The sequence below is a fragment of the Neobacillus sp. YX16 genome, assembly GCF_030123505.1.
GTDB lineage: Bacteria > Bacillota > Bacilli > Bacillales > Cytobacillaceae > Neobacillus.
This window is the reverse complement of the sequence record NZ_CP126115.1, coordinates 407,507-432,404: the sequence shown is the minus strand read 5'-3', so window position 1 is coordinate 432,404 and position 24,898 is coordinate 407,507. Positions and strand designations below refer to the sequence as shown.

The 24,898-nt window shown below is 38.4% G+C and carries 25 protein-coding genes and 2 pseudogenes; 13 read left to right on the top strand and 14 right to left on the bottom strand.

Features of this window, described 5'->3' with window-relative positions; translation table 11 throughout:
* Nucleotides 1–30: 30 nt before the first annotated feature.
* Nucleotides 31–231, bottom strand: a pseudogene (locus QNH48_RS02220) (YitT family protein); the annotation flags it as partial.
* 371 nt (nucleotides 232–602) lie between these two features.
* Between QNH48_RS02220 and hxlA the strand changes: the two are divergent.
* From hxlA to QNH48_RS02205, 3 genes are all read left to right on the top strand, one after another.
* Nucleotides 603–1,235: a 3-hexulose-6-phosphate synthase gene (hxlA, locus tag QNH48_RS02215; RefSeq protein WP_133370872.1), complete on the top strand. Its 633-nt coding sequence runs from the start codon at nucleotides 603–605 to the stop codon at nucleotides 1,233–1,235.
* A gap of 8 nt (nucleotides 1,236–1,243) precedes the next feature.
* Nucleotides 1,244–1,801 carry a 6-phospho-3-hexuloisomerase gene (hxlB, locus tag QNH48_RS02210; protein ID WP_283953569.1) on the top strand — a complete coding sequence of 186 codons (558 nt, stop codon included), beginning with the start codon at nucleotides 1,244–1,246 and terminating at the stop codon, nucleotides 1,799–1,801.
* Nucleotides 1,802–1,916: 115 nt separating this feature from the next.
* Nucleotides 1,917–2,636 carry a 3-ketoacyl-ACP reductase gene (locus tag QNH48_RS02205; RefSeq protein ID WP_026566628.1) on the top strand — a complete coding sequence of 240 codons (720 nt, stop codon included), beginning with the start codon at nucleotides 1,917–1,919 and terminating at the stop codon, nucleotides 2,634–2,636.
* A gap of 59 nt (nucleotides 2,637–2,695) precedes the next feature.
* Here QNH48_RS02205 and QNH48_RS02200 read toward each other — a convergent pair whose 3' ends face one another.
* Complete coding sequence (locus tag QNH48_RS02200; protein WP_026566627.1) at nucleotides 2,696–2,959, bottom strand: hypothetical protein; 264 nt, start codon at nucleotides 2,957–2,959, stop codon at nucleotides 2,696–2,698.
* A gap of 119 nt (nucleotides 2,960–3,078) precedes the next feature.
* Nucleotides 3,079–3,423 carry a PAS domain-containing protein gene (locus QNH48_RS02195; protein WP_349655112.1) on the bottom strand — a complete coding sequence of 115 codons (345 nt, stop codon included), beginning with the start codon at nucleotides 3,421–3,423 and terminating at the stop codon, nucleotides 3,079–3,081.
* 772 nt (nucleotides 3,424–4,195) lie between these two features.
* Here QNH48_RS02195 and QNH48_RS02190 point away from each other — a divergent pair.
* Genes QNH48_RS02190 through QNH48_RS02180 form a run of 3 tightly spaced genes read left to right on the top strand, consistent with a single transcriptional unit; the run spans nucleotide 4,196 to nucleotide 7,948 of the window.
* Nucleotides 4,196–5,725 carry a spore germination protein gene (locus QNH48_RS02190; protein ID WP_283953568.1) on the top strand — a complete coding sequence of 510 codons (1,530 nt, stop codon included), beginning with the start codon at nucleotides 4,196–4,198 and terminating at the stop codon, nucleotides 5,723–5,725.
* Between the two features lie 26 nt (nucleotides 5,726–5,751).
* Nucleotides 5,752–6,828, top strand: a complete 1,077-nt coding sequence (locus QNH48_RS02185; protein WP_283953567.1) for a Ger(x)C family spore germination protein — start codon at nucleotides 5,752–5,754, stop codon at nucleotides 6,826–6,828.
* 31 nt (nucleotides 6,829–6,859) lie between these two features.
* Nucleotides 6,860–7,948 (top strand): GerAB/ArcD/ProY family transporter, encoded by a 1,089-nt coding sequence (locus QNH48_RS02180; RefSeq protein ID WP_283953566.1) that lies wholly within the window; start codon nucleotides 6,860–6,862, stop codon nucleotides 7,946–7,948.
* A gap of 142 nt (nucleotides 7,949–8,090) precedes the next feature.
* Here the strand turns inward: QNH48_RS02180 and QNH48_RS02175 are convergent, their stop codons facing one another.
* The 10 genes and pseudogenes from QNH48_RS02175 to QNH48_RS02130 all read right to left on the bottom strand — a co-directional run bounded on the left by QNH48_RS02175 (nucleotide 8,091) and on the right by QNH48_RS02130 (nucleotide 17,660).
* Complete coding sequence (locus tag QNH48_RS02175; RefSeq protein ID WP_283953565.1) at nucleotides 8,091–8,981, bottom strand: aldo/keto reductase; 891 nt, start codon at nucleotides 8,979–8,981, stop codon at nucleotides 8,091–8,093.
* 257 nt (nucleotides 8,982–9,238) lie between these two features.
* Nucleotides 9,239–9,961, bottom strand: a complete 723-nt coding sequence (locus QNH48_RS02170) for an SDR family oxidoreductase (RefSeq protein WP_283953564.1) — start codon at nucleotides 9,959–9,961, stop codon at nucleotides 9,239–9,241.
* A 97-nt stretch (nucleotides 9,962–10,058) separates the two neighbouring features.
* Complete coding sequence (locus QNH48_RS02165) at nucleotides 10,059–10,571, bottom strand: cysteine protease YraA (RefSeq protein ID WP_283953563.1); 513 nt, start codon at nucleotides 10,569–10,571, stop codon at nucleotides 10,059–10,061.
* Between the two features lie 74 nt (nucleotides 10,572–10,645).
* The gene (locus tag QNH48_RS02160) at nucleotides 10,646–11,812 is read right to left on the bottom strand and encodes an iron-containing alcohol dehydrogenase (protein ID WP_283953562.1); all 1,167 of its coding nucleotides are present in this window, start codon (nucleotides 11,810–11,812) and stop codon (nucleotides 10,646–10,648) included.
* 107 nt (nucleotides 11,813–11,919) lie between these two features.
* Nucleotides 11,920–12,423 carry a hypothetical protein gene (locus tag QNH48_RS02155; protein WP_283953561.1) on the bottom strand — a complete coding sequence of 168 codons (504 nt, stop codon included), beginning with the start codon at nucleotides 12,421–12,423 and terminating at the stop codon, nucleotides 11,920–11,922.
* Between the two features lie 78 nt (nucleotides 12,424–12,501).
* Nucleotides 12,502–13,398 (bottom strand): annotated as a pseudogene (gene gnd, locus QNH48_RS02150) (phosphogluconate dehydrogenase (NAD(+)-dependent, decarboxylating)).
* 29 nt (nucleotides 13,399–13,427) lie between these two features.
* Nucleotides 13,428–14,948 carry a glucose-6-phosphate dehydrogenase gene (gene zwf, locus QNH48_RS02145; RefSeq protein ID WP_283953560.1) on the bottom strand — a complete coding sequence of 507 codons (1,521 nt, stop codon included), beginning with the start codon at nucleotides 14,946–14,948 and terminating at the stop codon, nucleotides 13,428–13,430.
* Nucleotides 14,949–15,105: 157 nt separating this feature from the next.
* Entirely contained in the window at nucleotides 15,106–15,294 is a 189-nt protein-coding gene (locus tag QNH48_RS02140; protein WP_283953559.1) for a hypothetical protein, read from the bottom strand.
* 610 nt (nucleotides 15,295–15,904) lie between these two features.
* The gene (locus tag QNH48_RS02135; RefSeq protein ID WP_283955656.1) at nucleotides 15,905–16,765 is read right to left on the bottom strand and encodes a YitT family protein; all 861 of its coding nucleotides are present in this window, start codon (nucleotides 16,763–16,765) and stop codon (nucleotides 15,905–15,907) included.
* Between the two features lie 652 nt (nucleotides 16,766–17,417).
* Nucleotides 17,418–17,660 carry a hypothetical protein gene (locus QNH48_RS02130; RefSeq protein ID WP_283953558.1) on the bottom strand — a complete coding sequence of 81 codons (243 nt, stop codon included), beginning with the start codon at nucleotides 17,658–17,660 and terminating at the stop codon, nucleotides 17,418–17,420.
* Nucleotides 17,661–18,002: 342 nt separating this feature from the next.
* On the opposite strand from QNH48_RS02130, the gene QNH48_RS02125 reads away from it, so the two are divergent.
* The 7 genes from QNH48_RS02125 (at nucleotide 18,003) to QNH48_RS02095 (ending at nucleotide 23,984) form a co-directional block, all read left to right on the top strand.
* Nucleotides 18,003–18,326, top strand: coding sequence for an ArsR/SmtB family transcription factor (locus tag QNH48_RS02125; RefSeq protein WP_133370943.1), 324 nt, complete (start codon nucleotides 18,003–18,005; stop codon nucleotides 18,324–18,326).
* A gap of 20 nt (nucleotides 18,327–18,346) precedes the next feature.
* Entirely contained in the window at nucleotides 18,347–19,312 is a 966-nt protein-coding gene (locus QNH48_RS02120) for a TIGR03571 family LLM class oxidoreductase (RefSeq protein WP_283953557.1), read from the top strand.
* A gap of 31 nt (nucleotides 19,313–19,343) precedes the next feature.
* On the top strand, nucleotides 19,344–20,351 hold the full coding sequence (locus QNH48_RS02115; protein WP_283953556.1) for an LLM class flavin-dependent oxidoreductase: 1,008 nt from the start codon (nucleotides 19,344–19,346) through the stop codon (nucleotides 20,349–20,351).
* Nucleotides 20,352–20,507: 156 nt separating this feature from the next.
* The gene (locus QNH48_RS02110) at nucleotides 20,508–21,533 is read left to right on the top strand and encodes an LLM class flavin-dependent oxidoreductase (RefSeq protein WP_283955655.1); all 1,026 of its coding nucleotides are present in this window, start codon (nucleotides 20,508–20,510) and stop codon (nucleotides 21,531–21,533) included.
* 167 nt (nucleotides 21,534–21,700) lie between these two features.
* The gene (locus tag QNH48_RS02105; protein ID WP_283953555.1) at nucleotides 21,701–22,822 is read left to right on the top strand and encodes an NADH-dependent flavin oxidoreductase; all 1,122 of its coding nucleotides are present in this window, start codon (nucleotides 21,701–21,703) and stop codon (nucleotides 22,820–22,822) included.
* 303 nt (nucleotides 22,823–23,125) lie between these two features.
* Nucleotides 23,126–23,515 carry an SDR family NAD(P)-dependent oxidoreductase gene (locus tag QNH48_RS02100; RefSeq protein ID WP_283953554.1) on the top strand — a complete coding sequence of 130 codons (390 nt, stop codon included), beginning with the start codon at nucleotides 23,126–23,128 and terminating at the stop codon, nucleotides 23,513–23,515.
* Nucleotides 23,484–23,984: an SDR family NAD(P)-dependent oxidoreductase gene (locus QNH48_RS02095; protein ID WP_283953553.1), complete on the top strand. Its 501-nt coding sequence runs from the start codon at nucleotides 23,484–23,486 to the stop codon at nucleotides 23,982–23,984. Before QNH48_RS02100 ends, QNH48_RS02095 begins: the two co-directional genes overlap by 32 nt.
* A 312-nt stretch (nucleotides 23,985–24,296) precedes the next feature.
* Here the strand turns inward: QNH48_RS02095 and QNH48_RS02090 are convergent, their stop codons facing one another.
* A complete protein-coding gene (locus QNH48_RS02090; RefSeq protein WP_133370882.1) occupies nucleotides 24,297–24,722 on the bottom strand; it encodes an ASCH domain-containing protein in 426 nt (141 codons plus the stop codon).
* Nucleotides 24,723–24,898 lie beyond the last annotated feature (176 nt).

The window sequence follows — 24,898 nt, the reverse complement described above, 5'->3', positions numbered from 1 at the left end:
TGAAGCTTTTGGCGTAATAAGCGAGCTATCTAAACCGGATGTCTCACAAACATAAGTAGCCTCCATAATTGCATTAGGATCAACTGACAATATAACCCTTTTTAATTTCGAATAAATAAATGGATTGGTTATACAATAGATTATTTTCTTCTTTTCACTTAAAAATCCACCTTCACCATATAAATAGGTAATACTCATATTTAATTCTTTGATTATCCTTTCACCAATTTCGTCCGGTCTTTATTAATAAGAGATTTTTATAAACAACATCACCAATGACAATTTGGGCAATTATCAAGCAACTTATACAGAAAATAGGCCATGCGGAATGGTGCATTGTTTCTTTTAAAGTTAATAGTAAGACTATATAAGCGGTTTGTCTTATAGTATACTTTTTAACACTATGTAAAATAAAAGTGCGTACTTTTATTGTTGTTATATACGTTGTATACTTGCAATTGTTCAGTGAGAGGACATGATATCCCTTATTGCTGGCAGGTACAGATAATGCACTATAAGGATAATATTACTGTAAAAGTATTATTACCCTTTGGAGATATTATCACTGTACAACAATAAAAAAATTATAGGAGTGAATATAGATGGAATTACAATTAGCATTAGATTTAGTAAATATCCCAGAAGCAATTGAGCTGGTAAAAGAAGTAGAGGAACATATTGATATCGTTGAAATCGGTACACCGGTTGTAATTAACGAAGGTCTTCATGCTGTAAAAGCAGTTAAAAAAGCATTCCCTAACTTAAAGGTATTAGCAGACCTAAAAATCATGGATGCAGCTGGTTATGAAGTAATGAAAGCTTCTGAAGCAGGTGCAGATATCGTCACAATTCTTGGAACTGCTGAAGATATGTCTATTAAAGGTGCTGTTGAAGAAGCGAAAAAACAAGGTAAAAAAATCCTTGTTGATATGATTGCTGTAAAAGATCTTGCTGGACGTGCAAAAGAAGTGGACGCTATGGGTGTTGATTATATTTGTGTGCACACAGGCTACGATCTTCAAGCTGTTGGAAAGAACTCTTTTGAAGATTTACAAACCATCAAAGGTGTTGTAAAAAATGCTAAAACTGCAATCGCAGGTGGTATTAAGTTAGACACACTTCCAGAAGTCATCAAAGTACAACCAGACCTTGTCATTGTAGGTGGCGGGATTACTGGACAAGCTGATAAAAAAGCTGCTGCTGCCAAAATGCAACAAATGATTAATCAAGGGTAATTCAGATCATGAATACAACTCAATACCTAGCTGAAATCATAAAAGAGTTAAATCGCTCCGTAGATTTAATTTCGAATGATGAAGCTGAAAAATTAGTTAATGGGATTCTTGAATCAAAAAAAATCTTTGTTGCAGGCGCAGGTAGATCTGGATTTATGGCCAAATCATTCGCCATGCGAATGATGCACATGGGGATAGATGCCTATGTGATTGGCGAAACAGTAACCCCTAACTTTGAAAAAGATGACATCTTAATCATTGGATCAGGTTCAGGAGAAACGAAAGGTTTAGTTTCCATGGCTGAGAAGGCAAAAAACATCGGTGGGACGATTGCAGCTGTAACCATTTTCCCTGAGTCCACTATTGGACAATTAGCGGATATCACAATTAAGTTGCCTGGCTCACCTAAAGATCAGTCGGAGAGTGATTTTAAGACGATTCAACCAATGGGCTCATTATTTGAGCAAACACTTTTACTATTTTACGACGCTGTGATTCTTCGGTTCATGGAGAAAAAAGGTTTGGATACCAATAAAATGTACGGTAAACACGCCAACTTAGAATAAATATATTATTCCTCGAGTTCTAAATAGGAAAGACCGCAAGCTGTTTCCATGCAAGATTGCGGTCTTTCTGTTAAAATGAACTACTTCAATTTGTAATAATTTTAGGAGTGATAAAATGATTTCTTTAAATGGAAAAACTGCAATAGTTACTGGCGCAGGAAGAGGCATTGGACGTGCTACTGCTATCGCCTTAGCAAAAGAAGGCGTTCATTTAGGCCTAATCGGCTTAAATATGTCTAATCTAGAAAAGGTAGCTGCTGAACTAGCACAATTTGATGTAAAGGTTTCTGCAGCAACAGCAGATGTGACCGATCTTGAATCCGTTACCCATGCTGTTGAACATATCAAATCAGACTTAGGCCCAATTGATATCCTTATCAACAATGCTGGTGTTGCTAAATTTGGTGGGTTCCTTGATCTAACACCAGAAGAATGGGAAAAAATCATCCAAGTCAATTTAATGGGTGTGTATAATGTAACAAGAGCAGTATTACCAGGAATGATCGAAAGAAAATCAGGAGATATCATCAATATCTCTTCATCTGCTGGCCAAAAAGGTGCTCCTGTTACAAGTGCTTACAGTGCTTCTAAATTCGCTGTTTTAGGGCTAACAGAATCACTTATGCTAGAAGTAAGAAAACATAATGTCCGTGTTACTGCTTTAACACCAAGTACGGTCGTTACAGATTTAGCCATTGATACAAATCTTGTTAAAGGCAATGAAGAAAACGTGATGCACCCAGAAGACCTTGCAGAATTAGTCGTGGCTAGTTTAAAATTTAATCCAAGAGTATTCGTTAAAACAGCTGGATTATGGTCAACAAATCCATCATAAAACGAAGCAGATCCAGTGGGGTCTGCTTCTTTAGTTCGTACAAAATACTCTTATATGTATCAGTGATACAAGGACATTACTTTCTCTAAATCAACAATTAACTGGTTAACTTCATTCTGTGCTAAGCGTACAAGCATTTGATCGTATAAAGTAATAATTTGCCCATCCTCTTCATGCTGATGTTTTTTTAAATAATGATAAATATTATTTAACTGGTCTTCATTAAGGACCGACTCTGTTTCGAAATTCTTAACTTTCTGTAATGAAAATTCATTGATAGTCGAATCAAATTCACCTGCAATAATATTCCCTTTCACGAACATCCTCTCACTCCTCAAAGTCAGTATAGGATAGTTTTCCCACATACTATGTTAAATAAATCTTTACTCCTCAAATTTAAAGAATATGAGGGCTTTTCAAATGTTTGATTTATACCTTAGCATCAAAGATTAAATGCTTCTCTTTTTGTTTTTTTATTAAATGTGATGATACAAGAGGTTCCTTGATTTAGTTTACTTTTAACATTTATCGTTCCCTTATGGTTCTGAATTATTTTATAGCTGACCATAAGGCCTAATCCATTTCCATTATGTTTGATATTACCACCAGTTGGCATCGCCTCTATGGAACTTTTAATTAAATTTATAAAAACCTGTTTTAATTTTTTTCCTATTAGTTCTTCCCTTGTATATTTATATAAATCGCAAAACTTTTCATTCACATAAGAAATTCTATCGTCTCGATCGGTAATTGAAAAAATGGTAGCTTCATTTAGTGCTTTCTGCAAATCTGCGAGCTCTCTTAGAGTAATTTTTAAATCTAGATTGGACTCATCTAAAGCAAATTTGGTGTATGTTAACTCCTCATTGTAGCAATTCAGAAGTGTCTTGGAGATAAGCTGGTACAAATATTCAAGTATCTTAATTGATTCAAAAATGTATTTATAGAAATACTTTTTTCTCGTAATTCCTGTTCTAGCAAGTCCATAATAGAGCAACGTGTTAGATAAACAAAATTGATAGATTGTTCAAGTGAAACCCGAGAATGGATTAATTTCCGCCCGAAATCATCTACAAACGTAATAAAATATCCGAGCATGACCATACGGGCTAATGACCACTTTTCCTGAAAGCATTTAAGTTTTTTATTTCCATTTCATTAAAGAGTTTTCTTGGCATTTGTTTATTCTCCGATTTCCTGATTTTTTAGTCATTATACATAAAAATACCCTATAGGGCGTACCTTTTTTTAGTGTCCACTCTATAGGGTACATTTTAAAGAGATACCCAATCTGATATTTCTCTTTATTTTATTGGCAAAAGGCCCGATTTTTTGTATTTATCAAATTGTACTTTTACGAACGGTGTATAAGTTCCAATTTTATATTAAGGCCCTTTTAATGAATCATGTCGATGATTCATCGTTTCATCCCAAATGAAAGGGACTTTTTTTACAGTACCCTCTGTAATAGTAAACTTTTTAGGCAAAATGCATATTTGAATATAAATTTCACCATAATATAGATAACCATGAATGGCTCTAAGTGATGAGGTGATTATATGTCCTTCAAACAACAGTTCTTAAAAAATAAAATTGAGAAACAAGCAATAGGTCCTCAAGATATTAACCATTTATTTACTAAAGCAAAAAAATCCAGTGATTTTGGGCAACTTTCACTTATAAATAAAGCAGGACATTTCATCCTTTCTTACTACAACACGCTAATTGATCGAGAACAATTGCAGTGCAAAGTATTATATGTTTTTCAAGAACCGTCTTTTGATATTGGTCACATAAAGAACATTGAGGATATTAGGAATACGATTCCCATTGATGATATTTTGATTACAGACAACATTGAAGTGATCGAATCGAAATTCCTTAAAGGGTATGCTATTCTGCAAATGAAAGAAAATGATTATAAGTGTGCTTTAATTAATTTATCCAATGAAAAAGTTGGGTTGCGTGAGCAAAATAACGTTGAAAATGAGTTCAGCGTCATAGGACCTCAAATCGGATTTGTTGAACATATCGATATCAATATACATTTACTAAGGCAGCAAATCAATACACCTAATTTAATCATCCAAGACATTCAAATAGGGTCTATGTCACATACTAAAGTCATCATCGCTTATATTGAAGGGATTACAAATGAGCAGCATATTCAAACGATGACTCAACGATTACAAAATATCGATTTTGATGTGGTTTTTGATTCTTCTCAGCTTCATCAAATCATAACCGATAATTCATTAACACCTTTTCCGCTACTTCTATCCACGGAACGTATTGATAGAACGGTTTTTGCTTTGATTAGCGGACAAGTAGCTGTTTTTAGTAATGGATCGGCTTATGCCGTCACGGGCCCCTCCACATTACTCGATTTTTTTATTTCGCCTGAAGATTACTATTTACCTTGGATTATTGCGTCTTTTTTTCGTTTGATACGTATCTTTAGTGTGCTTTTCTCAGTTTTTGCAACCTCTATATACATAACTGTTTTGACATATCACTATGAAATGATTCCAAAAGTGTTACTCGGTCCCCTTAGCTTTTCACGTCATAACGTTCCATTAACACCGGTATTAGAAGTACTTTTTTTGGAATTGACGATTGAACTTTTACGTGAAGCTGGAGCACGCTTACCTACTAAGGTGGGACAAACGCTGGGAATCGTAGGTGGTATCGTAATAGGCCAGGCCTCCGTTGAAGCAGCACTTACAAGCAATGTGTTGCTTATTATTGTTGCCTTATCTGCTTTGGCTTCTTTTACTACACCGATTTATAAAATGTCGAACACCATACGCTTTATACGTTTTCCTTTGATTATATTAGCATCCATATGGGGCGGATTTGGGATTGTTATAGGAATAAGCTTTTTGATCGTTCATCTGACACGTTTAGAATCATTAGGTACACCCTATACCGTTCCCTTTTATCCATTTAGGCGTAAAGATTTTGCGGATAGCATTATACGTTCGTCCTATAATGCCACTTCAAAAAGACCAAGTTATTTACGTCCCCGATCCCTTTGGAGATATCATCCAAGTGACCAGATCAAAAAGAAAAACGATTTTGATGATTGATCAGAAAATAATAGACGAGGTGAGGTATGAACTCACGTTTTTTCTTTGCGATTAGCTTCATTGTCTTCCTAACTGGGTGCGAGAATGAAAGGATTATTGATCAAGTTCAGATTATCGAATCGATTGGTTATGATCAGCATGAGGATGAAATCAAGGGAACGGCTATCTATCCTACGTTCACAGAAAAAGGACAAACCAAATTAAATATCTTGACGACAAAATCTCCTTCGTATGATGATATCCTCCCGAGAATGAATACAATGTCTGCGCATCCAATCGAAATAGGCCAATTACGTTTAGTATTGTTCGGCAAGAAGGTTGCGGAACAAGGGATTAATCCGGTTATAGAAAGCCTTCAACGGGATCCGGTTGTGGGAAGTCGAATGCAGCTGGGTATAGCCGAACATACAGCAGAAAATATATTAATATCAGGTAAAAATACAAACCTTACCTTCCATTTAAGCGATAAAATTAATCAGAATATACAGAATGGAAATTTGCCCAAAATGAATTTACACCTATTTAGGGAAAACTTTTACAATAAAGGCGGAGATCCATATTTGCCTTACTTTACCATAGAGGAGGGAAAAGCCCACATTAATGGGTTAGCTTTATTTAAGAATGGCAAGTATAAAAATCATATTAATTTAAACCAGTCATTTATTGTAAAAATGCTAATTGACGGAGCCAAAAATGGACGTTATCACATCAAAATCAATGAAAATAAAAAGGATGGTTTTATTTCATTAAAAAATCTGGATGCAAAAGCTCATTATACAATTAGTCAAATCGATCAAGTTCCGAACATATCTATCAATTTAACGATGAATACTCAGATAAAAGATGTCCCGCCTTGGCTTAATGTAACCACAAATAAAGATATCCTAAAAATGGAAAATCTTATGAATAAACATTTTAATGAAGAAGTCCAGCAATTAATCTCGTTGTTTCAAGAATACCAAGTAGATCCAATCGGGTTTGGAGACATGGTTAGAGCAAAATCAAGAAAGTGGAATTATAGCCGGTTTCAGGATATGTATCCACATCTCAAAACTACAGTCAATACAAAGGTGAATATTATACAAACAGGTGTCGGGGAGTAAGGATTTCATTTTTGAAGAGGAGGGGAATAATGTGCACACTTTAACCGATGAACGATTTTTAGTATCTCCTTTTTTCGTTTTCTTTCTGATTTACTCTAATATTATTGGTGTGGGAATCATGAGTTTTCAAAGAGATATTATAAAGAGTGCCGGTTACGATGCATGGATTTCCGTCCTATTAACCGGTATAAGCATTCATGTTTTAATTTGGATGATATATCGCATTCTTACCATTGCTAATAATGATATCATTTATATCCATCAATTTTGCTTTGGGAAATGGATTGGCGGGTTATTAAATGTTTTTATCATCATCTATTTTCTTGTAGTGGGATTGATTGTTTTCCGTGTTTATATTGAGGTTGTTCAAGTTTGGATGTTTCCTTTAATGAAGACATGGCAAATAAGCGTGATTTTTCTATTCCTTCTTTATTACATTGTTTCCAGTGGGTTTCGTGTGATTACCGGGGTGTGTTTCTGGGGAACAGTTATACCTTTTGTTTTTCTGTTTCCCCTTTTATTCTTTTCCTTAGAATTTGCCCAATTCAATCATTTACTGCCTCTTTTTAATCACTCGGTTATTGAAATATTAGGATCATCTAAAAAGATGGTGTTTCAGTTTCTTGGCTTTGAGACTCTACTCATGTTCTATCCATTTATCAAGAATCCTGAAAAATCAAAAAAATGGGCTCATTTCGGGGTTTTGTTTACAATCTTCCTATACCTTTCCATAACAATCATAACTTTTCTTTTCTATAATGAAGAGCATCTCAAACATACGATTTGGCCGACCTTAACTTTACTTAAAATTGCGGAAATTCCTTTCATAGAAAGAGTTGAATATATTGTCGTTTCCTTATGGTTCCTTGTCGTATTGCCTCATATTAGCCAGCATCTATGGGCAGTCTGCCGCGGACTCAAAAAGTTAGTAAATATCAAACAACGTATCAGCTTATTCATTTGCCTCTTTTTATTCTTTTTGTTCTCTAATGTATTAGAGAGCCATAAACAGATAGAACGATTAGCTGATTTATACTCATCTGTCGGCTTCTTTTTTATATATTTGTATGTCCCTTTTCTCTTTTTAACGATTAACATTAAACAAAAACTAACTAAATAGGGTTTTGATGCGAGAATAATTCGATATGGATATTAAATCTCCCCGATAAAAAAACTGTATGGAATAAATTCTACACAGTTTTTTTGAAATTCCTATTTGATTGTCAGCAACTCCAACAAGAGTCCTTTTTTAAAGTATATTTTCAAATAATATCCAATGGCATTTTCCTAGTAGGTTTAGGAAATACTTGATCAATTCTACTGAGATCTTCTTCAGTAAACTCAATAGTTGCTGCTTCAGCATTTGCTAAAACATGTTCTTCTTGAACTGCTTTTGGAATAGCGATGACGTTATTCGAACGGATGGTCCAAGCAAGAGCGATTTGTAATGGTTGGACATTGTATTTGTCAGCAATATCATGAATAGTTGGATCGTTTAAAAGCTGTCTTCTTAAAGAGCCTCCTTGAGCTAGGGGACTGTAGGCCATGATTGGCATGTTATGTTCCCGCTGCCATGGTAAGAGATCGAAGTCGATTCCTCTTGAACCTAAATGGTATAGCACTTGGTTCGTCACACAATTTTTTCCATTCGTAGTGTTCCATAGCTCTTCCATATTAACCGTGTCAAAATTTGAGACGCCCCATCTTAAAATTTTCCCTTCTTCTCGTAGTTTTTCCATTCCTTCAATTGTTTCCTCTAAAGGAACACGTCCTCTCCAGTGGAGAAGATATAAGTCCAAGTGGTCTGTTCCGAGTCGTTTTAAGCTGTTTTCACATGCATTTGAAATCTTATCTAAACCTGCATGATGGGGATACACTTTTGAGACTAAAAAGACTTCATTTCTGCGTCCTTTAATGGCTTCGCCAACTAAGCGTTCAGAGTCGCCATTTCCGTACATTTCAGCAGTGTCAATAAGTTTCATACCCAATTCTAAGCCGAGCTGCAAGGCTTTTATTTCTTTGTCTCTCACTTGGGGATTTTCCCCCATGTACCATGTTCCTTGTCCTAAACTAGGTAAAGAAGTGCCGTCAGGCAGGGTTACCACGTGTTTGGCTAATGCATTTTTAATTTCCGCTCTTTTCTTTTCATCCATTAGGCTCGACCCTTTCTTTTATGTATTTGGGTATCATAGAAGTAGAATGTTAACGTCTCTTCGTATAAACTACGCATATATTTAGAATTTCCGTAACCAACAAAGCTATTCTTTATTGCATGATATGGCCATTTCTGCTTCCGTCTGTGCAAAAAAACAAAGAAAGTGAGGATGGTCTGTAAGTGTCTGACACTTTGAGTCATCCTCACCACTTCTATTCTAAATCAATTTATCAATCGACTTTGATATCAAATGGATTAGATCAGATGAGCTCCTCCATCGATAAGAACCGATGTGCCAGTTGTAAACCCATTTTTCACTAGGTAAACATAGGTTTCAGCAATATCTTTAGGTTGAGCAACACGTCCGACAGGTAATTGCTTAGCAATCCCATGGTACATATCTTGTCTTTGATCTTCTGGCATTCCGCCGTAAAGAGGAGTGTCAACGATACCAGGTGACACCACGTTTACTCTGATAGGTGCCAGGTCTACTGAAAGTCCTCGTACTAATCCATCGATTGCTGAATTAATGGAAGCTAAAGTCGTTGCACCTTGAGGAGGACGCACACCATATACACCAGAAGTTAATGTAATAGAACTTTCATTATTCAAGTATGGAAGAGCAGCACGAACCGAGATATACTGCCCCCAGAACTTACTATCAAATGCCTCTCTTACGGTTGCAACAGGCAGTTCGTTAAAGTGACCCATAGCGCCTTCACCTGCAGTAACCACCAGGTGATCAAATTTCCCAACCTTCTTGAAAAAGTCTGCAACCTTTTCCTCGCTGCGAAAGTCGATTTCATAGCCCTCTACGTTACCACCAAGCTTCACTTTTGCGTCAGATAATTTTGAAGCAGAACGGCTAGCAATAATGACTTGAGCGGATTCATCGAGAAACGCCTTAGCAGCCGCTAAACCAATACCAGATGTACCTCCTAAAACAACCACTCTTTTTCCTTTTAATGACAACGTCATTACCTCCTTTATTCATATATTTGTTTAACCAACTTGCGGATTCTGATTAAAGAATCCGCAAGTTAGAAATATTTACGTCGTTTTTAAATAAGCATTATTATTTAGCTAAAAGTTTTAGTGATTCACGATTAAATGCTGGAATATCTTTTGGTTCTCGACTTGTTACAATATTTTTGCTGATGACAACTTCTTCGTCTTTATAATTTGCACCAGCATTTTTCAAATCGTTGCGAATGGATTTATAGCCAGTGATGTCGACACCTTTTAAAAGGTCTGTATCGATTAACACTTGTGGTCCATGACAAATGGCAAAAACAGGTTTTCCATCTTGGATAAATGCTTTTGCAAATTCACCAAAACGATCGTCTTCACGCAATAAATCGGGAGAGAATCCACCAGGGATAAGCAACGCATCAAAGTCTGCAGGATGAACTTCATCAATGGATTTATCAATTTTTACGGTTGTGCCTTTTTTACCAGTTACTTGGTTACCTGATTGTTTGTCAACCGTGATAACTTCATGACCAGCTTCTTTAAAGGCTTGTGCTGGTTCAGTGTACTCCACATCTTCAAATAGGTTTGTTATAAGCGTAGCGATTTTTTTGCTCATGTTCATTAACCTCCTTAAAATCATAGAACAGAAGTAAAAATATTCATTTCCGTACCATGTTCTGATTATCTTCATTAGAAGTTGATTTTATCTCCGTTGTAAGCCGCAATATAGATTTTTTTCATATCCTCCACCGATACTTCTCGTGGATTGGATGGAGTACAAGGATCCTCAACAGCTCCTGCTGCCATCTGGTTCAGGTGTTTTTCAAATTCTGCTTCTCCCACACCAAATTCCTTTAGTGTTAATGGCAGATTCAAAGATTTGTTTAAACGACGGATGAGGTCTGTTAACGAATCAATCAATTCGTCATCCGTATTTCCGGTTAAACCAAGCATCCTTGCAATATCCGCATATCTTGAGCTTTCCACCTTTCTATTATAATCAATCACATATGGCAAGTAGAGTGCATTTGCTGTACCGTGCGGAATTTCAAAAATGGCTCCGCTCTTATGGGCTAAGCTGTGGACAATTCCTAAAAATCCATTGGAAAAGGCCATGCCGGCTATGGCCTGGGCATAATGCATTTCTGCCCTTGCCTGTTTGTCACCTACTGCGGATTTTTCAATATTTTCTACCACTTGCCTAATCGACTGCATGGCCAGCGGATCAGTAAAAGAGTTGTGCAGGGTGGATACATATGCCTCAATGCCATGTGTCAAGGCATCCATCCCCGTATAGGCTACAATCGAAGCAGGCATGGAATACGTCAGTTCAGGATCAACGATTGCAATGTCAGGCGTGATTTCATATCCAAAAACCGGATACTTCACTCCCTTATCATAGTCCGTAATAACGGAGAATGGAGATACATCACTGCCTGTTCCGCTAGTAGTTGAAATGGCAATAAAGCGAGCTTTTTCACGCAATGTTGGCAGTACATTTGGAGCCTTGATTTGGTCAAATGGCAGTTCGGGGTTTTCATAAAAAATCCACATCAGCTTAGCCGCATCAAGCGGAGATCCGCCGCCGGCAGCAATGATCCAATCCGGCTGGAATTCTTCCATCTTCTTGCCGCCGTTTTGAGCAGTTGTAATAGATGGATCGTTTTCAACACCTTCGATTAGTTGCGTCTCAATGCCTGCCTCTCGTAAATAAGTTTGGATTTTATCGAGATAACCGGATTTTTTAATCGATTGACCGCCAATAACAACCGTCGCTTTTTTCCCTTCAAGGGTTTTTAAAACTTCTAGGGATCCTTCTCCAAAATAAACATCTCTCGGAATAGTAAATCGATTCATATGTGTAAATTCTCCTTTTCTGTGGGAAATTAGCAACTTTAAGGTTCACTTATCCATTTTTTTAAAATTGAGTACGTCATAAGTGTTTCCCATCATCTTAAATGTTACTAATGAACAAACTCAGGTTCTCTCTCAACAATGGTCCTTACTATATCTTCTGCTTCGATTTCGAGTAATTTCTCCAAGAACCTTATGGTTCCTAATACTGCTTGAATATCCCCCTCTGTTTGAACGTCTTCCATTTTCTTTTGAACAATCAGTTCATTTATAACTTGTTTGAGAGCCTGGGTCTTTATACGCCATTCTCCAACAAGTTTCTTTGTTGCGTCTTTCTCGCCTGCATTTTTCACTGCAAATAAACTTTCCGTTTTTGTTTCTACGAGCGTTACGGAACCAAAATCGGAATCCATACGGATGCGAAAATAATTCTTTCTACTGTCATAATATCTTTCTTCTTTTAATAGAAAATACTCTATCCCTACTGTGATTTCAAAAAAGGGTTCTGTCTCTGTAGGATAATGTAGTTCTCTTACATTAACACTTTTTATAACGTCTAAATACGTCTCCAAACCATATTGGGTACTAATGATTTTTGCATCCATTACATTCATGATTTCACTCCCTTTTTCACTTTGCGGATTGTTTTAATATATAATAATCTTGTTTACTAAAATCCATCCCATATAAAACTAATCGCTTTTTTCAACTGCATGTCCACCAAACTCGTTCCGAAGGGCAGCAACCACTTTCCCTGTAAAGGTGTCATGATCTAAAGAACGGTAGCGCATCAAAAGAGACATGGCGATCACTGGAGTGGCTGCCTGCAGATCCAAGGCCGTTTCCACTGTCCACTTTCCTTCTCCTGAAGAATGCATGGTTCCTTTGATTTGTTCTACGTTGGCATCTTTAGAAAATGCACGTTCTGTTAAGTCCATGAGCCATGAACGAATGACTGAGCCGTTATTCCATACTCTTGCCACTTTTTCATAGTCAAAATCAAACTCACTTTTCTCCAGTACTTCAAATCCTTCTCCAATCGCAGCCATCATCCCATACTCGATTCCGTTGTGGACCATTTTTAAGAAATGGCCGCTGCCTGCCGGACCCGCATATAAATATCCTTTTTCTACCTCTGTGTCTCGAAATATGGGTACAACCATACTCCAAACTTCAGCATCCCCGCCGACCATGTAACAAGCTCCGTTACGTGCGCCTTCCATCCCTCCGGAGGTACCGACATCCATAAAATGTATACCTGATTCCTTTAGCTGCTCGTAACGGCGAATGGAGTCCTTATAATGAGAATTACCAGCTTCGATTACGATATCGCCTTGACTCAAGTATGGAGTGATCTCATTTATAACTGAATCGACAACAGCGTGCGGAACCATGATTCAGATAATTCTGGGGGCTTCTAAGATTTTAAAAAGCTCCTTAAAACTCGATGTTTCTATAGCACCATACTTACTGATTTCTTCTACAGCATTGACATTTAAATCCAAGGTGGCTACTTCGTAGTTGTGGTCAATTAGATTTTTTCCTAAGTTTAACCCCATTTTCCCTAACCCGATTAATCCAACTTGCATCCTCTTGTCCTCCTGAACGATTCGTGTTGTTATCCTATTTTTAATACGTTTACTGATTGATCTTTTGAAATCATCTCATACTTAGACCCTTGGTATTCCCACCAATAAAACCCGTCCTCTTTTAAAAGTTCATCCGAAGCATCCGGACCCATCGAACCTGAACGATAGAAATGTAAGGGGACTGTGTTTTCCTCAAACGCTTCTAAAACTGGCTGCACCCATTTCCACGATAATTCCACTTCATACCAGTGGGCAAAGAATGTCGAGTCACCGCGTAATGCATCAAAGATTAAGAGTTCATAAGCTTCGGGTATGTCTTTTGCTCCTGTTGAGAAGTCAATTGAAATAGGCTCAATTTTCCCGTTTTTTAGCGGATTCTTACTATTCAATTGCAACGATATCCCTTCATTGGGATTGATATTGACAATTAATAGATTTGGTTCCGTTTGTTGATCGGATCCATACAATTCCTTCACTGGATTTTTAAACTCTATGACGATACGTGTCGACTTTTCCTTCATTCTCTTTCCTGTACGGATATAGAAAGGAACTCCTCCCCAAAAATCATTATCAATCCATAAACGGGCGGCAACAAAAGTATCATTGACAGAGGAAGAATCAACCCCAGGTTCCTCCCTGTATCCAACCACTGGCTCATGATTCATTTCTCCGGCACTATATTGGCCACGGACAACTTGAGAACCGACATCCTCTTTCTGCAAAGGCCGCAATGATTCCATCACCTTTCTCTTTTCATTCCGGATATCTGCTGCACTTATCGTTTTTGGTACATGCATGGCCGTCATCATCAACAGTTGCAGCATATGATTCTGGAACATATCCCGGATGGCCCCGGCTTGATCATAATAGCCCGCTCTGTCTTCTACTCCAACCGTTTCACTAGCCGTTATTTGTATATTGGCTATGTGCTGCTTATTCCATAAGGATTGAAGCACAGGATTGGCAAATGTCAATGCTTCGAGGTTTTGAACCATTAGTTTGCCAAGATAATGGTCTATCCGGTAAATTTCCTCTTCGCTAAAAGATTTACTTAGCCTTTGATTTAATTCTTGGGCGGAAGCCATATCATGCCCAAACGGCTTTTCAATAATCAGGCGTTTCCATCCATTGGTCGTTCCCAATCCGCTTTCTTTAATATTAGAGGCGATTACATCGAAAAACTCGGGTGCAACAGACAGATAGAATAATCGATTTTCATGAATGTTTAACTCCCGTTCACGCCTCTGAACCAAATTAAGCAGTTCTTGATACCCTTCCACATCCGTTACATCTAATTGGCTGTAACGAAACGCGTCGATAAATTCTTTTAATTTAGCTTTATCTTCGATAAAGCGTCTAGAAAATGTTCTTAATGAATGTTCTACATTTGTTTGAAATGTACCATCCGATAGTTCTCTCCTGCCTAACCCAATAATTGAAAATGACTGGGGCATCTTTTTATCTAAAAACAAATTAAAAAGAGCCGGATAAATCTTTCTTTTGGCCAAATCACCCGTTGCTCCAAACAAAACAAAGGTCATAAAATCCACTTTTCATTCCTCCATTCCTCAAAACATTTTCCAATAGATAGAAAAATATAGGTACCTACTCTAATGCTTGATAATTGTTGGTTATGACAACCATATAAAGCACATCAAATTTTTTACGATCTAAATGATTGTAGACTTTCGCTACCCTACTTCTGCTTTATACATCTGCTTTATACACCTGATTTTTTCTCCCAGCAGCTTGCACCATGAAAATGAACTTCCGGAATTGGTCATGACCACATTGAGGACATTGATCATTTGTAGAAATCGTTAAACATCTTTCGCAAACTTTTCGATGCTTTGCTTTTGGCCTTAACATAATCGTTTCATTCCTCTCTGTGTTCATTAATTGACGATCTATATTGAATAAGGATCTATAACTTCCACCTAAAAACTGTATTTTATATTATTACAGTTAAAATAAAAAATTAGATATATCTTAAATTCGATCTTATTTACAAAATACAAAGGAGAATTCTTCATTCCCTCTTAAAATGTCTAATGGTATATGTGTCTTTTCATCTTAACAATCGCCGCTTAAGAAGAATTGGTTGCGGTATTGATGTTAGTATAGTATCTACAACAAACAATTAAAAGTACGCACTTTTATGTTATATAGTAAACAAAAAAACACTTAGTATACTTTTATACACTATTAAGAGTTATGCGATTTTTCATTAAGGGATTTAAAACAGAAAAATCCCCGTTAATGTACGAGGATCTTTCAAAATTGCCTTGGAGTCATGATTTAAATAATAGTTTGATCAACTCATGATAAATAAGGGAGTATCCCTGGGTTCAAGACTTGTTGTGATATTTTTTCTTAATGCCGACTCTTGGCCCTTGTCGTTTTACACAGACATTTATCAAACCTTTGCGAATTGGTTTATAACAGGTAATATACACACTTTTTATTCTCTAGTATCAAACAGGATGCTAAATAATGTAAGCAAATATTACGATTTATTGTTAGAAGGGTTGGCTTTCGGTAATATAAGCGACCTATCTATACCAGATGTTTCACAAACATAGGATGCCTCCATAATAGCTGATGGATCTGCTGCTAAAACGACACTTTTTAATTTGGAAAAAATAAACCTGTTCGTAATACAATAAATAACCTTCTTTCTTTCCCCTAAAAAACCGCCTTCTCCATATAAAAATGTGATGCTGATATTTAAATGATTGATAATACTAGCTCCAACTTCATCCGGTTTTTCTGAAATGATCATGACAGATTTCCCACGATTTAATCCATCTAAAACATAATTAATCATTTTCGTCACTATATAGAAAACCGCCAGAGAAAGCATGGCCTGTTCCAATGAATAGACAAGCGCTGCAATCGTAAATATGAAAGCATTCACGACTAATAAAAATGAGGCAATCGGAAATCGATAGTGTTGGTTAAACCAAATTGCCAGCATTTCAGTGCCATCTATTGCACCGCCAAACTTTACAACGATTCCTATCCCAACTCCTAAGATTACCCCACCGTATAAAACAATTAATACTTCAGATTGAGTAATAGGAGGAATCGATTTAAATAGTACTAAACCAACGGTAGTAATGATATTTGCATATAGAGTTCTAATGACAAAGGTTTTACCCACTTCTTTAGCTGTAAAAATTAAGATAGGAATATTTAAGCCCAAAAATACAACATAAATTGGGATTCCCCATAAAGCATTGGCCATAATCGATAACGCTGTTACACCACCATCTACTAGCCCGTTTGGTGCTAACATCGTTTCTAATCCCATAGCAACGATTGACGCCCCAAAAGTTAAAAAAACATACTCAACAAATTTTTTCATCATCTCACCTTTAAATATGTATTATTCTTGATTCCTTACTATAAAACAGTTCAGCTAAAATCCTTTACAACACAGGAATATTATTCACCTTTTTCCAGATTTCACTCCTTTATTTCCTTTATGCACTGAATCATTGCAAATAAAAAGACCACAAGTCTTGACTTATTAAAAGTCTACTTGTGGTTTTTAATCCCCTCTTTTTAGAACGATTGCTATTTAATAGACGCACTTTTATCGGCAGGAGTATCCATCACATTCTCCATATAGTTTTTACCCCATTCATACATGGAATCGAGTATTGCCCAACAGGGCTTCCATATGGAAATCGCAAATGCAATGTTCTAGGTGCCTTTACCATCTCAGCAACATCTTTAAACAAATTCAACGTTATAGTAGGAATCTGATGCTCTTCAATTATTCTCGCGACTAGACCAGCCGTCTGTTGACAGATGGGTCATGTTGGAACTAGTAACACAGCATCAGTCTGTTGTAACAATTTAAAAAATAAAAAAGTAATTAACATTACATATTTCTTATCAAGAGTAAGATAATGTTGTGGTCAACACTTGCAAAGTGAATTATGATATTGGAGGTACCAAAATGACTCAATTAAAATTGAATGAAAACATCCCTAACTTTAATCTCCCTTCCACTACAGGTGAAACCAAGAATATTTTTTAAACATTTGCATGTCTTCCTGCCCTGTTCCAGCACATAATTTATGTTGAATCTCATCACTTTCCTCTATAAATTCCTGTGCACTTCTACACTTGTTAATCCATTTTACAATATCATCCTGAGAGGGTTTATTAGCTCGTCTCTTTGACTCAATAGAGACTGCATCAAAACGTTGTTTACAAGGATTCCAAAACGAAGTAACAGAATCCATAGACATTGTATCGTCATCATAACATCATCTTCATCAGAAGTTTCTTATCCTATCCTTCTAAAGTCTTGATTTTCAAAGCTATATACCAACCCAAACCATTTAAAAGGTGGGCAAAATAATCCTCATCTCTCCGCTACCTGTTCTCTAAGCTAATTTGTGTAGTTCCTTTAAAGCCGTTTCCTAGCCCTGTCTAAAGCATAAAATTTGATTTTGGGTATAAAGGAAAATAATATAGAGATATCGCAAATTATCAATATCCTTTTGTTCGATTAGTTTATACGCATTCCAAGCAAAATAGCTTTTAATAAGATCAGAAAGGGGCGGGCACCGTTGAATCGGGAATCAAATATGATAAATGACGAACAGGCAGTTGAAATTTTCAAGGCTCTGTCAAATCAAATAAGAGTAAATATTCTGCAAATGTTGAAAGAACCTGATAATAATTTTTCCCCGCAGGCCCATGTCATCAAAGATAAAGGCTTTGATGGCGGGGTTTGTGTTAGTGATATTCGCAGCAAAGTAGGACTATCACAGTCCACTACCTCCCAGTATTTGTCTATCCTATTGCAAAGCGGGCTGGTGGAAATGAAACGAATCGGACAATGGACTTATTATCGACGCAATGAGGAAACCATTAAACAGTTTGAAAAGTATATAGGCTTAAAAATATAACCTTTTAAGGAGGACCAAGAGTGAGTTTTCAAAATCATCTTGCCTATCACAGCATGTACCAGAAAGACAAAATGACACTTGGATTTATCCTCCCGACTGCTAGGATGTCTAAAAATCCGATTATGGAAAATCAGCTGGAGCTTGCCCGTAAAATTGAGGAATATGGCTTTGCTTCATTATGGCTCCGTGATATTACGATGCAGAATTTGAATATTGATGATAACGGCCAAAAGTACGATTTATGGATTTATTTGACGTATCTTGCTGCCTATACGAAGCACATTGCGTTAGTGACAGGAAGTGTAGTTCTCCCTTTGCGCCACCCCGTCAGGGTAGCCAAGGAAGCTGCATCAATCGATCAATTGTTTCCAGGTCGATTGATTATGGGAGTGGCATCAGGGGACAGGGAAAAAGACTTTACAGCTTTAGGGATATCTAAGCAAGAAAGCGGTCCGTTATTTAAAGAAAATTTCGAAATTCTCGACCGGCTGTTAAAAGAGGATCAGCCGACAATCCACAGCCACGCCGGGCTGATCGATGGTACAGATATGAGGTTAATCCCAAAGCCTGAATCTTCGATTCCGACCATGGTGACTGGATTTAGCAATCAGTCTATCAATTGGATAGCCAGGAATGGGGATGGGTGGCTTCAATACCCAAGAAGCATTCTTCAACAGGCGCAGCTTATCCAGGATTATCGTGCTTTAACTGAAGTTCATGCTCCAGGAGATTTTAAACCCTTCTCTCAAAGCTTGTTCATCAACTTATTGGAAAATCCCGATGAAATGCCTGTCCCCATACCCTTAGGCTATTCCGTGGGAAGAAACCGTTTAGTTGATCTACTTCATCAATTTCAAGCGATTGGTGTCAACCATTTGGCGTTTGCTCTGTATTTTTCCAAGCGCCCTCCAGAGGAAGTAATCCAGGAACTTGGAGAATTTGTTTTACCCTACTTTCCAACCCATAAAGGTACAGGCCAGCTTTAAAAAATTAAATTGTATAAAAGGAGGGAGAATTATGACAAAGAAATTAGAACTTTCAGTACTAGATCCCTCCCCAATTGTCGAGGGAGGATCAGCCGAACTTTCCCTTCAAAACACTCTTGAACTAGCAAAGAAAACAGAGCAATGGGGATATAAACGGTTTTGGCTTGCTGAACATCATAATTGGGCAGGAATGGCGAGTTCAGCATCCCCGATCGTAATTGGGCGAGTAGCCTCTGTCACGGAAAAAATGCGTATTGGATCAGGCGCAATGCTGCTTTCCCATTATTCTCCTCTTTCCGTTGCTGAGCAATTTGGAACATTAGAAACCTTCTTCCCTGGCCGGATCGACCTTGGATTGGGGCGGGCACCTGGCACCGACCAATATACAGCAAATGTATTGCGGCAGCGGGTTGCTGGTGAACCTGAATTTGATGCCCGTCTTCAGGAGCTTATCGCATATCTTTATGGTACAGGAACAGCCACTAAGAATGGTTCATTTAGTTTTCACGCCATTCCCGGCGAAAAAACAAATGTGCCAATTTGGCTGTTAGGTTCAGGGTTTTATAGTGCACAATTGGCTGGAATGCTAGGGTTACCATTCTCTTTCGCGGGACATTTTGCTCCAGGTAACATGATGGAGGCCATAAAACTGTACCGGGATTCTTTTCGTCCGTCTCAATTTTTGGAGGAGCCTTATGTACTGTTAGCCGTTCAAGTGGTGGCTGCTGATGAGAAACAGGAGGCACAAAGGCTTGCCACTTCGATGTATCAAAAATTTCTTTTGTTAACCCGCGGACAGCCTTCGCCCATTTTGCCTCCTGTTAATAATATGGACGAGCTTTGGAACGATAATGAACGCAGGGCGGTTGAAGAACAGCTTTTCACTTCCATCATCGGGGACCCTGCAGGTGTGAAGCAACAGCTCCATGAGTTAATAGAAAAGACTGACGCTGATGAAATTATGGCTCACACAGAGATTTTTGATCATAGGGCACGGCTGCGCTCTTATGAAATTTTGGCTCAGGCTGCAGTAAATTAAACAGTGTCTAGTCTAATAAAGGATGTATTTTATACAGATATTAAATCAGTTAAATTAATGTGATTTAGATTGAAACAGTAAAAGAAGACAAAGAAAACAACCTGTAAATTCTTTTATAGGATTGAAACGAAATTTTTAATGAAAGAAGATGAGCATATGCCTGAAAATGATACAAAACTAATTACGGATATTCCATTCTCGGTCCTGGATCTCTCTCCAATTGCAGATGGAAGTACGCCGGCAGATTCTTTTCGCAATACTTTGGAGCTGGCCCGGCTCGCTGAAAAGCTGGGGTATAACAGATATTGGCTAGCTGAGCATCATAATATGCCATTTATCGCCAGCTCTGCAACATCGGTAGTCATTTCCCATGTTGCAGCAGGTACATCAAAAATCCGGGTAGGGTCAGGCGGCATTATGCTGCCGAATCATGCACCTCTTGTTATTGCTGAGCAATTTGGTACTCTGGAATCATTATATCCAGGACGTATTGATCTTGGCTTGGGCCGTGCACCAGGCACTGATCAGCTTACCGCACGTGCATTAAGACGTGACTTGAGAAGTTCAGGAGATGATTTCCCTGAGCAGCTGGCTGAGCTCCGGAATTACTTTGACCCTTCCCTGGCACAAGGATATAGTCGTGTTAAAGCAATTCCGGGTGAGGGATTAAACATACCTATTTGGCTGTTAGGTTCAAGCGGATACAGTGCCCAGCTGGCAGGAGAGCTTGGACTGCCGTTTGCATTTGCGAGCCATTTCTCGCCGCATAACACACTGCCGGCTATCCAGCTCTATCGCCGTTCGTTTAAGCCTTCTAAAGTACTGGACAAGCCGCACGCAATGGTAGGGCTAAACATCATTGCGGCCGACACAGATCAAGAAGCTGAGCGGCTCGCTACAACATTGCAGCAGCAGTTCTTGAATTTGATGCGCGGGAAGGAAGTCCCATTGCAGCCGCCAGTGGATAATATTAATGATATAGCGAGCGACCATGAAATAGCTGCCCTTGAGAATCAATTAGGAACTTCGATTGTCGGCAGTCCTCAAACCGTAAAAGAAAAGCTGGAAAAGTTTCTGGATGAAAGTCAAGCCGATGAAATCATGGCAATCGCCCAGGTTTACGATCATAAGGCCCGCCTCCATTCCTATGAAATATTGGCAGAAATTACACAGCTAAAATAGGTCAAAACTGGCCGATCCTTATGGCAAGCTTTTAATGTAACTCTATAAATTTTTTGTATAGAATATAAAAAAGTGCCTGTCAAAGAAATTTTTGTAGTCTATGTTATCCATTTGCTAAATAGCAAAACCCTTTAACAAACTTGATGTAAACAAAAGGAGAAAAAAAGATGAATCCAAAATATGAAGCTGCTTTTAAACCATTTACCTTCCGTTCTGGAGTTGAAATAAAGAACCGTATTACAATGGCACCCATGACCAATACGGCGGCACATGAAAATGGTGAAGTATCAGACGAAGAAGTTGCGTATTATCAAGAACGTGCCGGTGGTGTAGGAGCGGTAATCACCGCATGCACATACGTCACCAGGAATGGAAAAGGATTCCCGGGTGAATTTGGTGCAGATTCCGATTCCCTAATCCCTAGTTTAAGACGTGTGGCGACAGCTATACAGGAAAAAGGATCAAAGGCGATTTTACAAATTTTTCACGGTGGCAGAATGTGCCCGCCTGAAGAATTGCTCGATCGTCAACCAATTGCTCCGAGTGCGGTAGCAGCGGCACGGGACGATGCCGTGGTACCTCGGGAAATGACAGCAGACGAAATCGATGAAATTATTAAAGCATTTGGTGAAGCAACAAGAAGAGCAATCGAAGCTGGGTATGATGGAGTTGAAATCCATGGTGCCAATACGTATTTGATTCAGCAATTCTTTTCTCCACACTCAAATCGCAGAACTGACAAGTGGGGTGGAACGCTGGAAAAACGTATGTCCTTCCCGCTTGCTGTAGTTGACGCTGTTAAAAAAGCAGTTTCAGACCATGCAACAAAACCTTTTATCATCGGCTATCGGTTATCGCCTGAAGAAAGAGAGAATCCTGGCATCACCATGGAAGACACGTTGCAATTAGTGGACAGGTTAGCGGACCAGGACCTGGATTATCTCCATATTTCTGTCGGCGGCTATTGGAACGGATCAATCCGTGATGATAACGATCAGACATCCCGAGTTGTTATGATCCACGAACGTGTCGGCGATCGTGTTCCTGTGATGGGTGTTGGGATGCTGCGGACACCCGATGAAGTGATGAAAGCATTTGAAACAGGTGTACCTTTAATCGCTTTAGGGAGGGAATTGATAATGGAACCTCAGTGGGTACAAAAAGTACAAGCCGGTGAAGAAGACAAAATCCGTACAACATTATCTAAAAAAGATCAAAAAGAACTGGCTATTTCTGATAAAATGTGGGAGTACTATACAGGCATCCCTGGCTGGCTTCCTATTGTATAAGGAGTTCACTTATCTCATTCCATCTCTGCTTCCTTGAATTGTTCAACAAAAAATGGGAATCGTGATGATAATTGTCCTTGCTCAGCAAGTATAAGAATATACCTTATACTAAACAAGACGGAACATTTTAAAGGGAAACCATCTTAGTGGTTTCCCTCCTTTATTGAGTATTAGGGCAGAAAATCAGCCATAGTTCATTTGTTTATGACTAGAAGTTATTGTTAATATATAATCACCAATAGACGCCCATAGAAAGGATTGGATTCTAAATTGAACTAGGGATTAAAAGATAAAACGGCACTCGTGACAGGCTGCAGTAAAGGTATTGGAAAAGCAATTGCCGTCGCGTTTGCCAAGGAAGGCACCAATGTTGTAATTTGTGGCCGTGGTGAAGAAGCATTAAAAGAAGCAGCAGCAGAAATTGAAAAGCTGGGAGGCAATGTGCTTGCCGTTCAGGCTGATTTAACGAAACAATCTGATGTGGAACATCTGGTCTCCTCTGCAATCGACCGCTTCAAATCAATCGATATACTAGTAAATAATGCAGGAATAGCCAGTGGATTTGATGATTTTGAAACATTGGACATAGAGGCCTGGCAGCATATATTTGATGTAAATGTATTTGGGACTGTCCGCGTAACCAAAGCAGTTATCCCCTTTTATGAAAAAAGCCGGATTTGGACGCATCATTAATATTTCATCGGAATCAGGGCTTCAGCCTGATTCGTTTATGCCTCATTATAATGCTTCAAAGGCAGCAATTATCAATTTTTCAAAGAGCTTATCAAAGGCGTATGCCGCACAGGGAATTCTGGTGAATACTGTGTCACCATCATTTATCATGACACCAATGCTGGAAAATCTATTAAAAGATAATGCGAAGCAGCTGAATATAACCTATGAAGAAGCTACTCAACAATTTTTAAAGGAAAACCGTCCACATGTCGAAGCAAAACGGCCTGGAACAGTTGATGAAGCAGCGTCTGCTGTTGTTTATCTTGCTTCTGAACAGGCTTCCTTTATTAATGGTATAAACCTTCGGGTAGATGGCGGTTCGGTTGCCAGTATAGAAATTAAGCTAATTCTTAAGAAAGCTCATTTCAAATGGAAGAACGGGGAAATTACTAATCCCTCAATTGAACTATGCCAGATTAAGTGGTAAAACCTTGATCTTAACAGCAAAACTTAGCGATAAATTAAAGAGGATAGCGATCCTCCTTCTTCTACACCATTTATTATCATTTATTTCTAAGTACCACCATCACCCATGTTCCAGCCACAGTATAGAAATGGAGATTTTTTTAATAAAAACACTTTTACAATGATTTCGGACTGTTCCGCTGTCCTAATAAATGTTATATTTTCACAATTATTGAGACGTCGGAACCGTCCCCGTGTCTCTCTGAGCCCTGCCTTATTTTCGCGGGTAAAGATACCAATCAAAAAAGTGCGCTTTCCCCGATGAACAGGCACTCTATAAATCATACTCCCACAGACCAAGCCTTCCTTTAGCCGGAATGAAGCTGTCCAGCATCTTCATATCCCTGACTTCCCAGACATACCCTCCCACTTTATAATCACCGAGGAAAAAGTCATTGCCTGATACGATTCTGCCATCCTCCAACACGGCCCATGTCTCGTTGTTTTCTATCACCCTCAAACAATTTTCAAGCTGGCAGACAGCAATGATCACGCCAGTTGGAAGATCCTCGGTCTTGTACCCATGCTTTAAAAGTAGCGACTTGATCGCCACATGGCTGCAGACCGCCTTATCGACTTTTTTACTGGTATGAATCGCAAGAGGGCCGCGATACTTCGTACTCCATGACCTCGTTTCATATTGAGCTTCGCGCAAGACAAACAGACTCGCCCAAGGCTGAATCATCGACAACACCTTCACTCCAACCACCCTCTGCCTCAACAACTATTTTGTCTATAGCATCTCCCGGCAATCCCCCAAAAAAACGGGGACGGTCATCCTTTCTCATAAAATTAAATACTTCTGCTATTCACGGGACATCAGAACCGCCCCCATGTCCCACCAAAAAGGAGCACAGGGTACGTCCCCATGCTCCA

What these genes read in the sequence shown, in the direction of transcription:
- QNH48_RS02140 (WP_283953559.1), bottom strand. Translation starts at nt 15,294, where the DNA reads ATGAACACAGAGAGGAATGAAACGATTATGTTAAGGCCAAAAGCAAAG.
- QNH48_RS02185 (WP_283953567.1), top strand. Translation starts at nt 5,752, where the DNA reads ATGAACTCACGTTTTTTCTTTGCGATTAGCTTCATTGTCTTCCTAACT.
- hxlB (WP_283953569.1), top strand. Translation starts at nt 1,244, where the DNA reads ATGAATACAACTCAATACCTAGCTGAAATCATAAAAGAGTTAAATCGC.
- QNH48_RS02095 (WP_283953553.1), top strand. Translation starts at nt 23,484, where the DNA reads ATGAAAAAAGCCGGATTTGGACGCATCATTAATATTTCATCGGAATCA.
- QNH48_RS02200 (WP_026566627.1), bottom strand. Translation starts at nt 2,959, where the DNA reads ATGTTCGTGAAAGGGAATATTATTGCAGGTGAATTTGATTCGACTATC.
- QNH48_RS02130 (WP_283953558.1), bottom strand. Translation starts at nt 17,660, where the DNA reads ATGTCTATGGATTCTGTTACTTCGTTTTGGAATCCTTGTAAACAACGT.
- QNH48_RS02125 (WP_133370943.1), top strand. Translation starts at nt 18,003, where the DNA reads ATGATAAATGACGAACAGGCAGTTGAAATTTTCAAGGCTCTGTCAAAT.
- QNH48_RS02170 (WP_283953564.1), bottom strand. Translation starts at nt 9,961, where the DNA reads ATGACGTTGTCATTAAAAGGAAAAAGAGTGGTTGTTTTAGGAGGTACA.
- QNH48_RS02110 (WP_283955655.1), top strand. Translation starts at nt 20,508, where the DNA reads ATGCCTGAAAATGATACAAAACTAATTACGGATATTCCATTCTCGGTC.
- QNH48_RS02135 (WP_283955656.1), bottom strand. Translation starts at nt 16,765, where the DNA reads ATGAAAAAATTTGTTGAGTATGTTTTTTTAACTTTTGGGGCGTCAATC.
- QNH48_RS02190 (WP_283953568.1), top strand. Translation starts at nt 4,196, where the DNA reads ATGTCCTTCAAACAACAGTTCTTAAAAAATAAAATTGAGAAACAAGCA.
- QNH48_RS02160 (WP_283953562.1), bottom strand. Translation starts at nt 11,812, where the DNA reads ATGAATCGATTTACTATTCCGAGAGATGTTTATTTTGGAGAAGGATCC.
- hxlA (WP_133370872.1), top strand. Translation starts at nt 603, where the DNA reads ATGGAATTACAATTAGCATTAGATTTAGTAAATATCCCAGAAGCAATT.
- QNH48_RS02155 (WP_283953561.1), bottom strand. Translation starts at nt 12,423, where the DNA reads ATGAATGTAATGGATGCAAAAATCATTAGTACCCAATATGGTTTGGAG.
- QNH48_RS02205 (WP_026566628.1), top strand. Translation starts at nt 1,917, where the DNA reads ATGATTTCTTTAAATGGAAAAACTGCAATAGTTACTGGCGCAGGAAGA.
- QNH48_RS02175 (WP_283953565.1), bottom strand. Translation starts at nt 8,981, where the DNA reads ATGGATGAAAAGAAAAGAGCGGAAATTAAAAATGCATTAGCCAAACAC.
- QNH48_RS02105 (WP_283953555.1), top strand. Translation starts at nt 21,701, where the DNA reads ATGAATCCAAAATATGAAGCTGCTTTTAAACCATTTACCTTCCGTTCT.
- QNH48_RS02165 (WP_283953563.1), bottom strand. Translation starts at nt 10,571, where the DNA reads ATGAGCAAAAAAATCGCTACGCTTATAACAAACCTATTTGAAGATGTG.
- QNH48_RS02115 (WP_283953556.1), top strand. Translation starts at nt 19,344, where the DNA reads ATGACAAAGAAATTAGAACTTTCAGTACTAGATCCCTCCCCAATTGTC.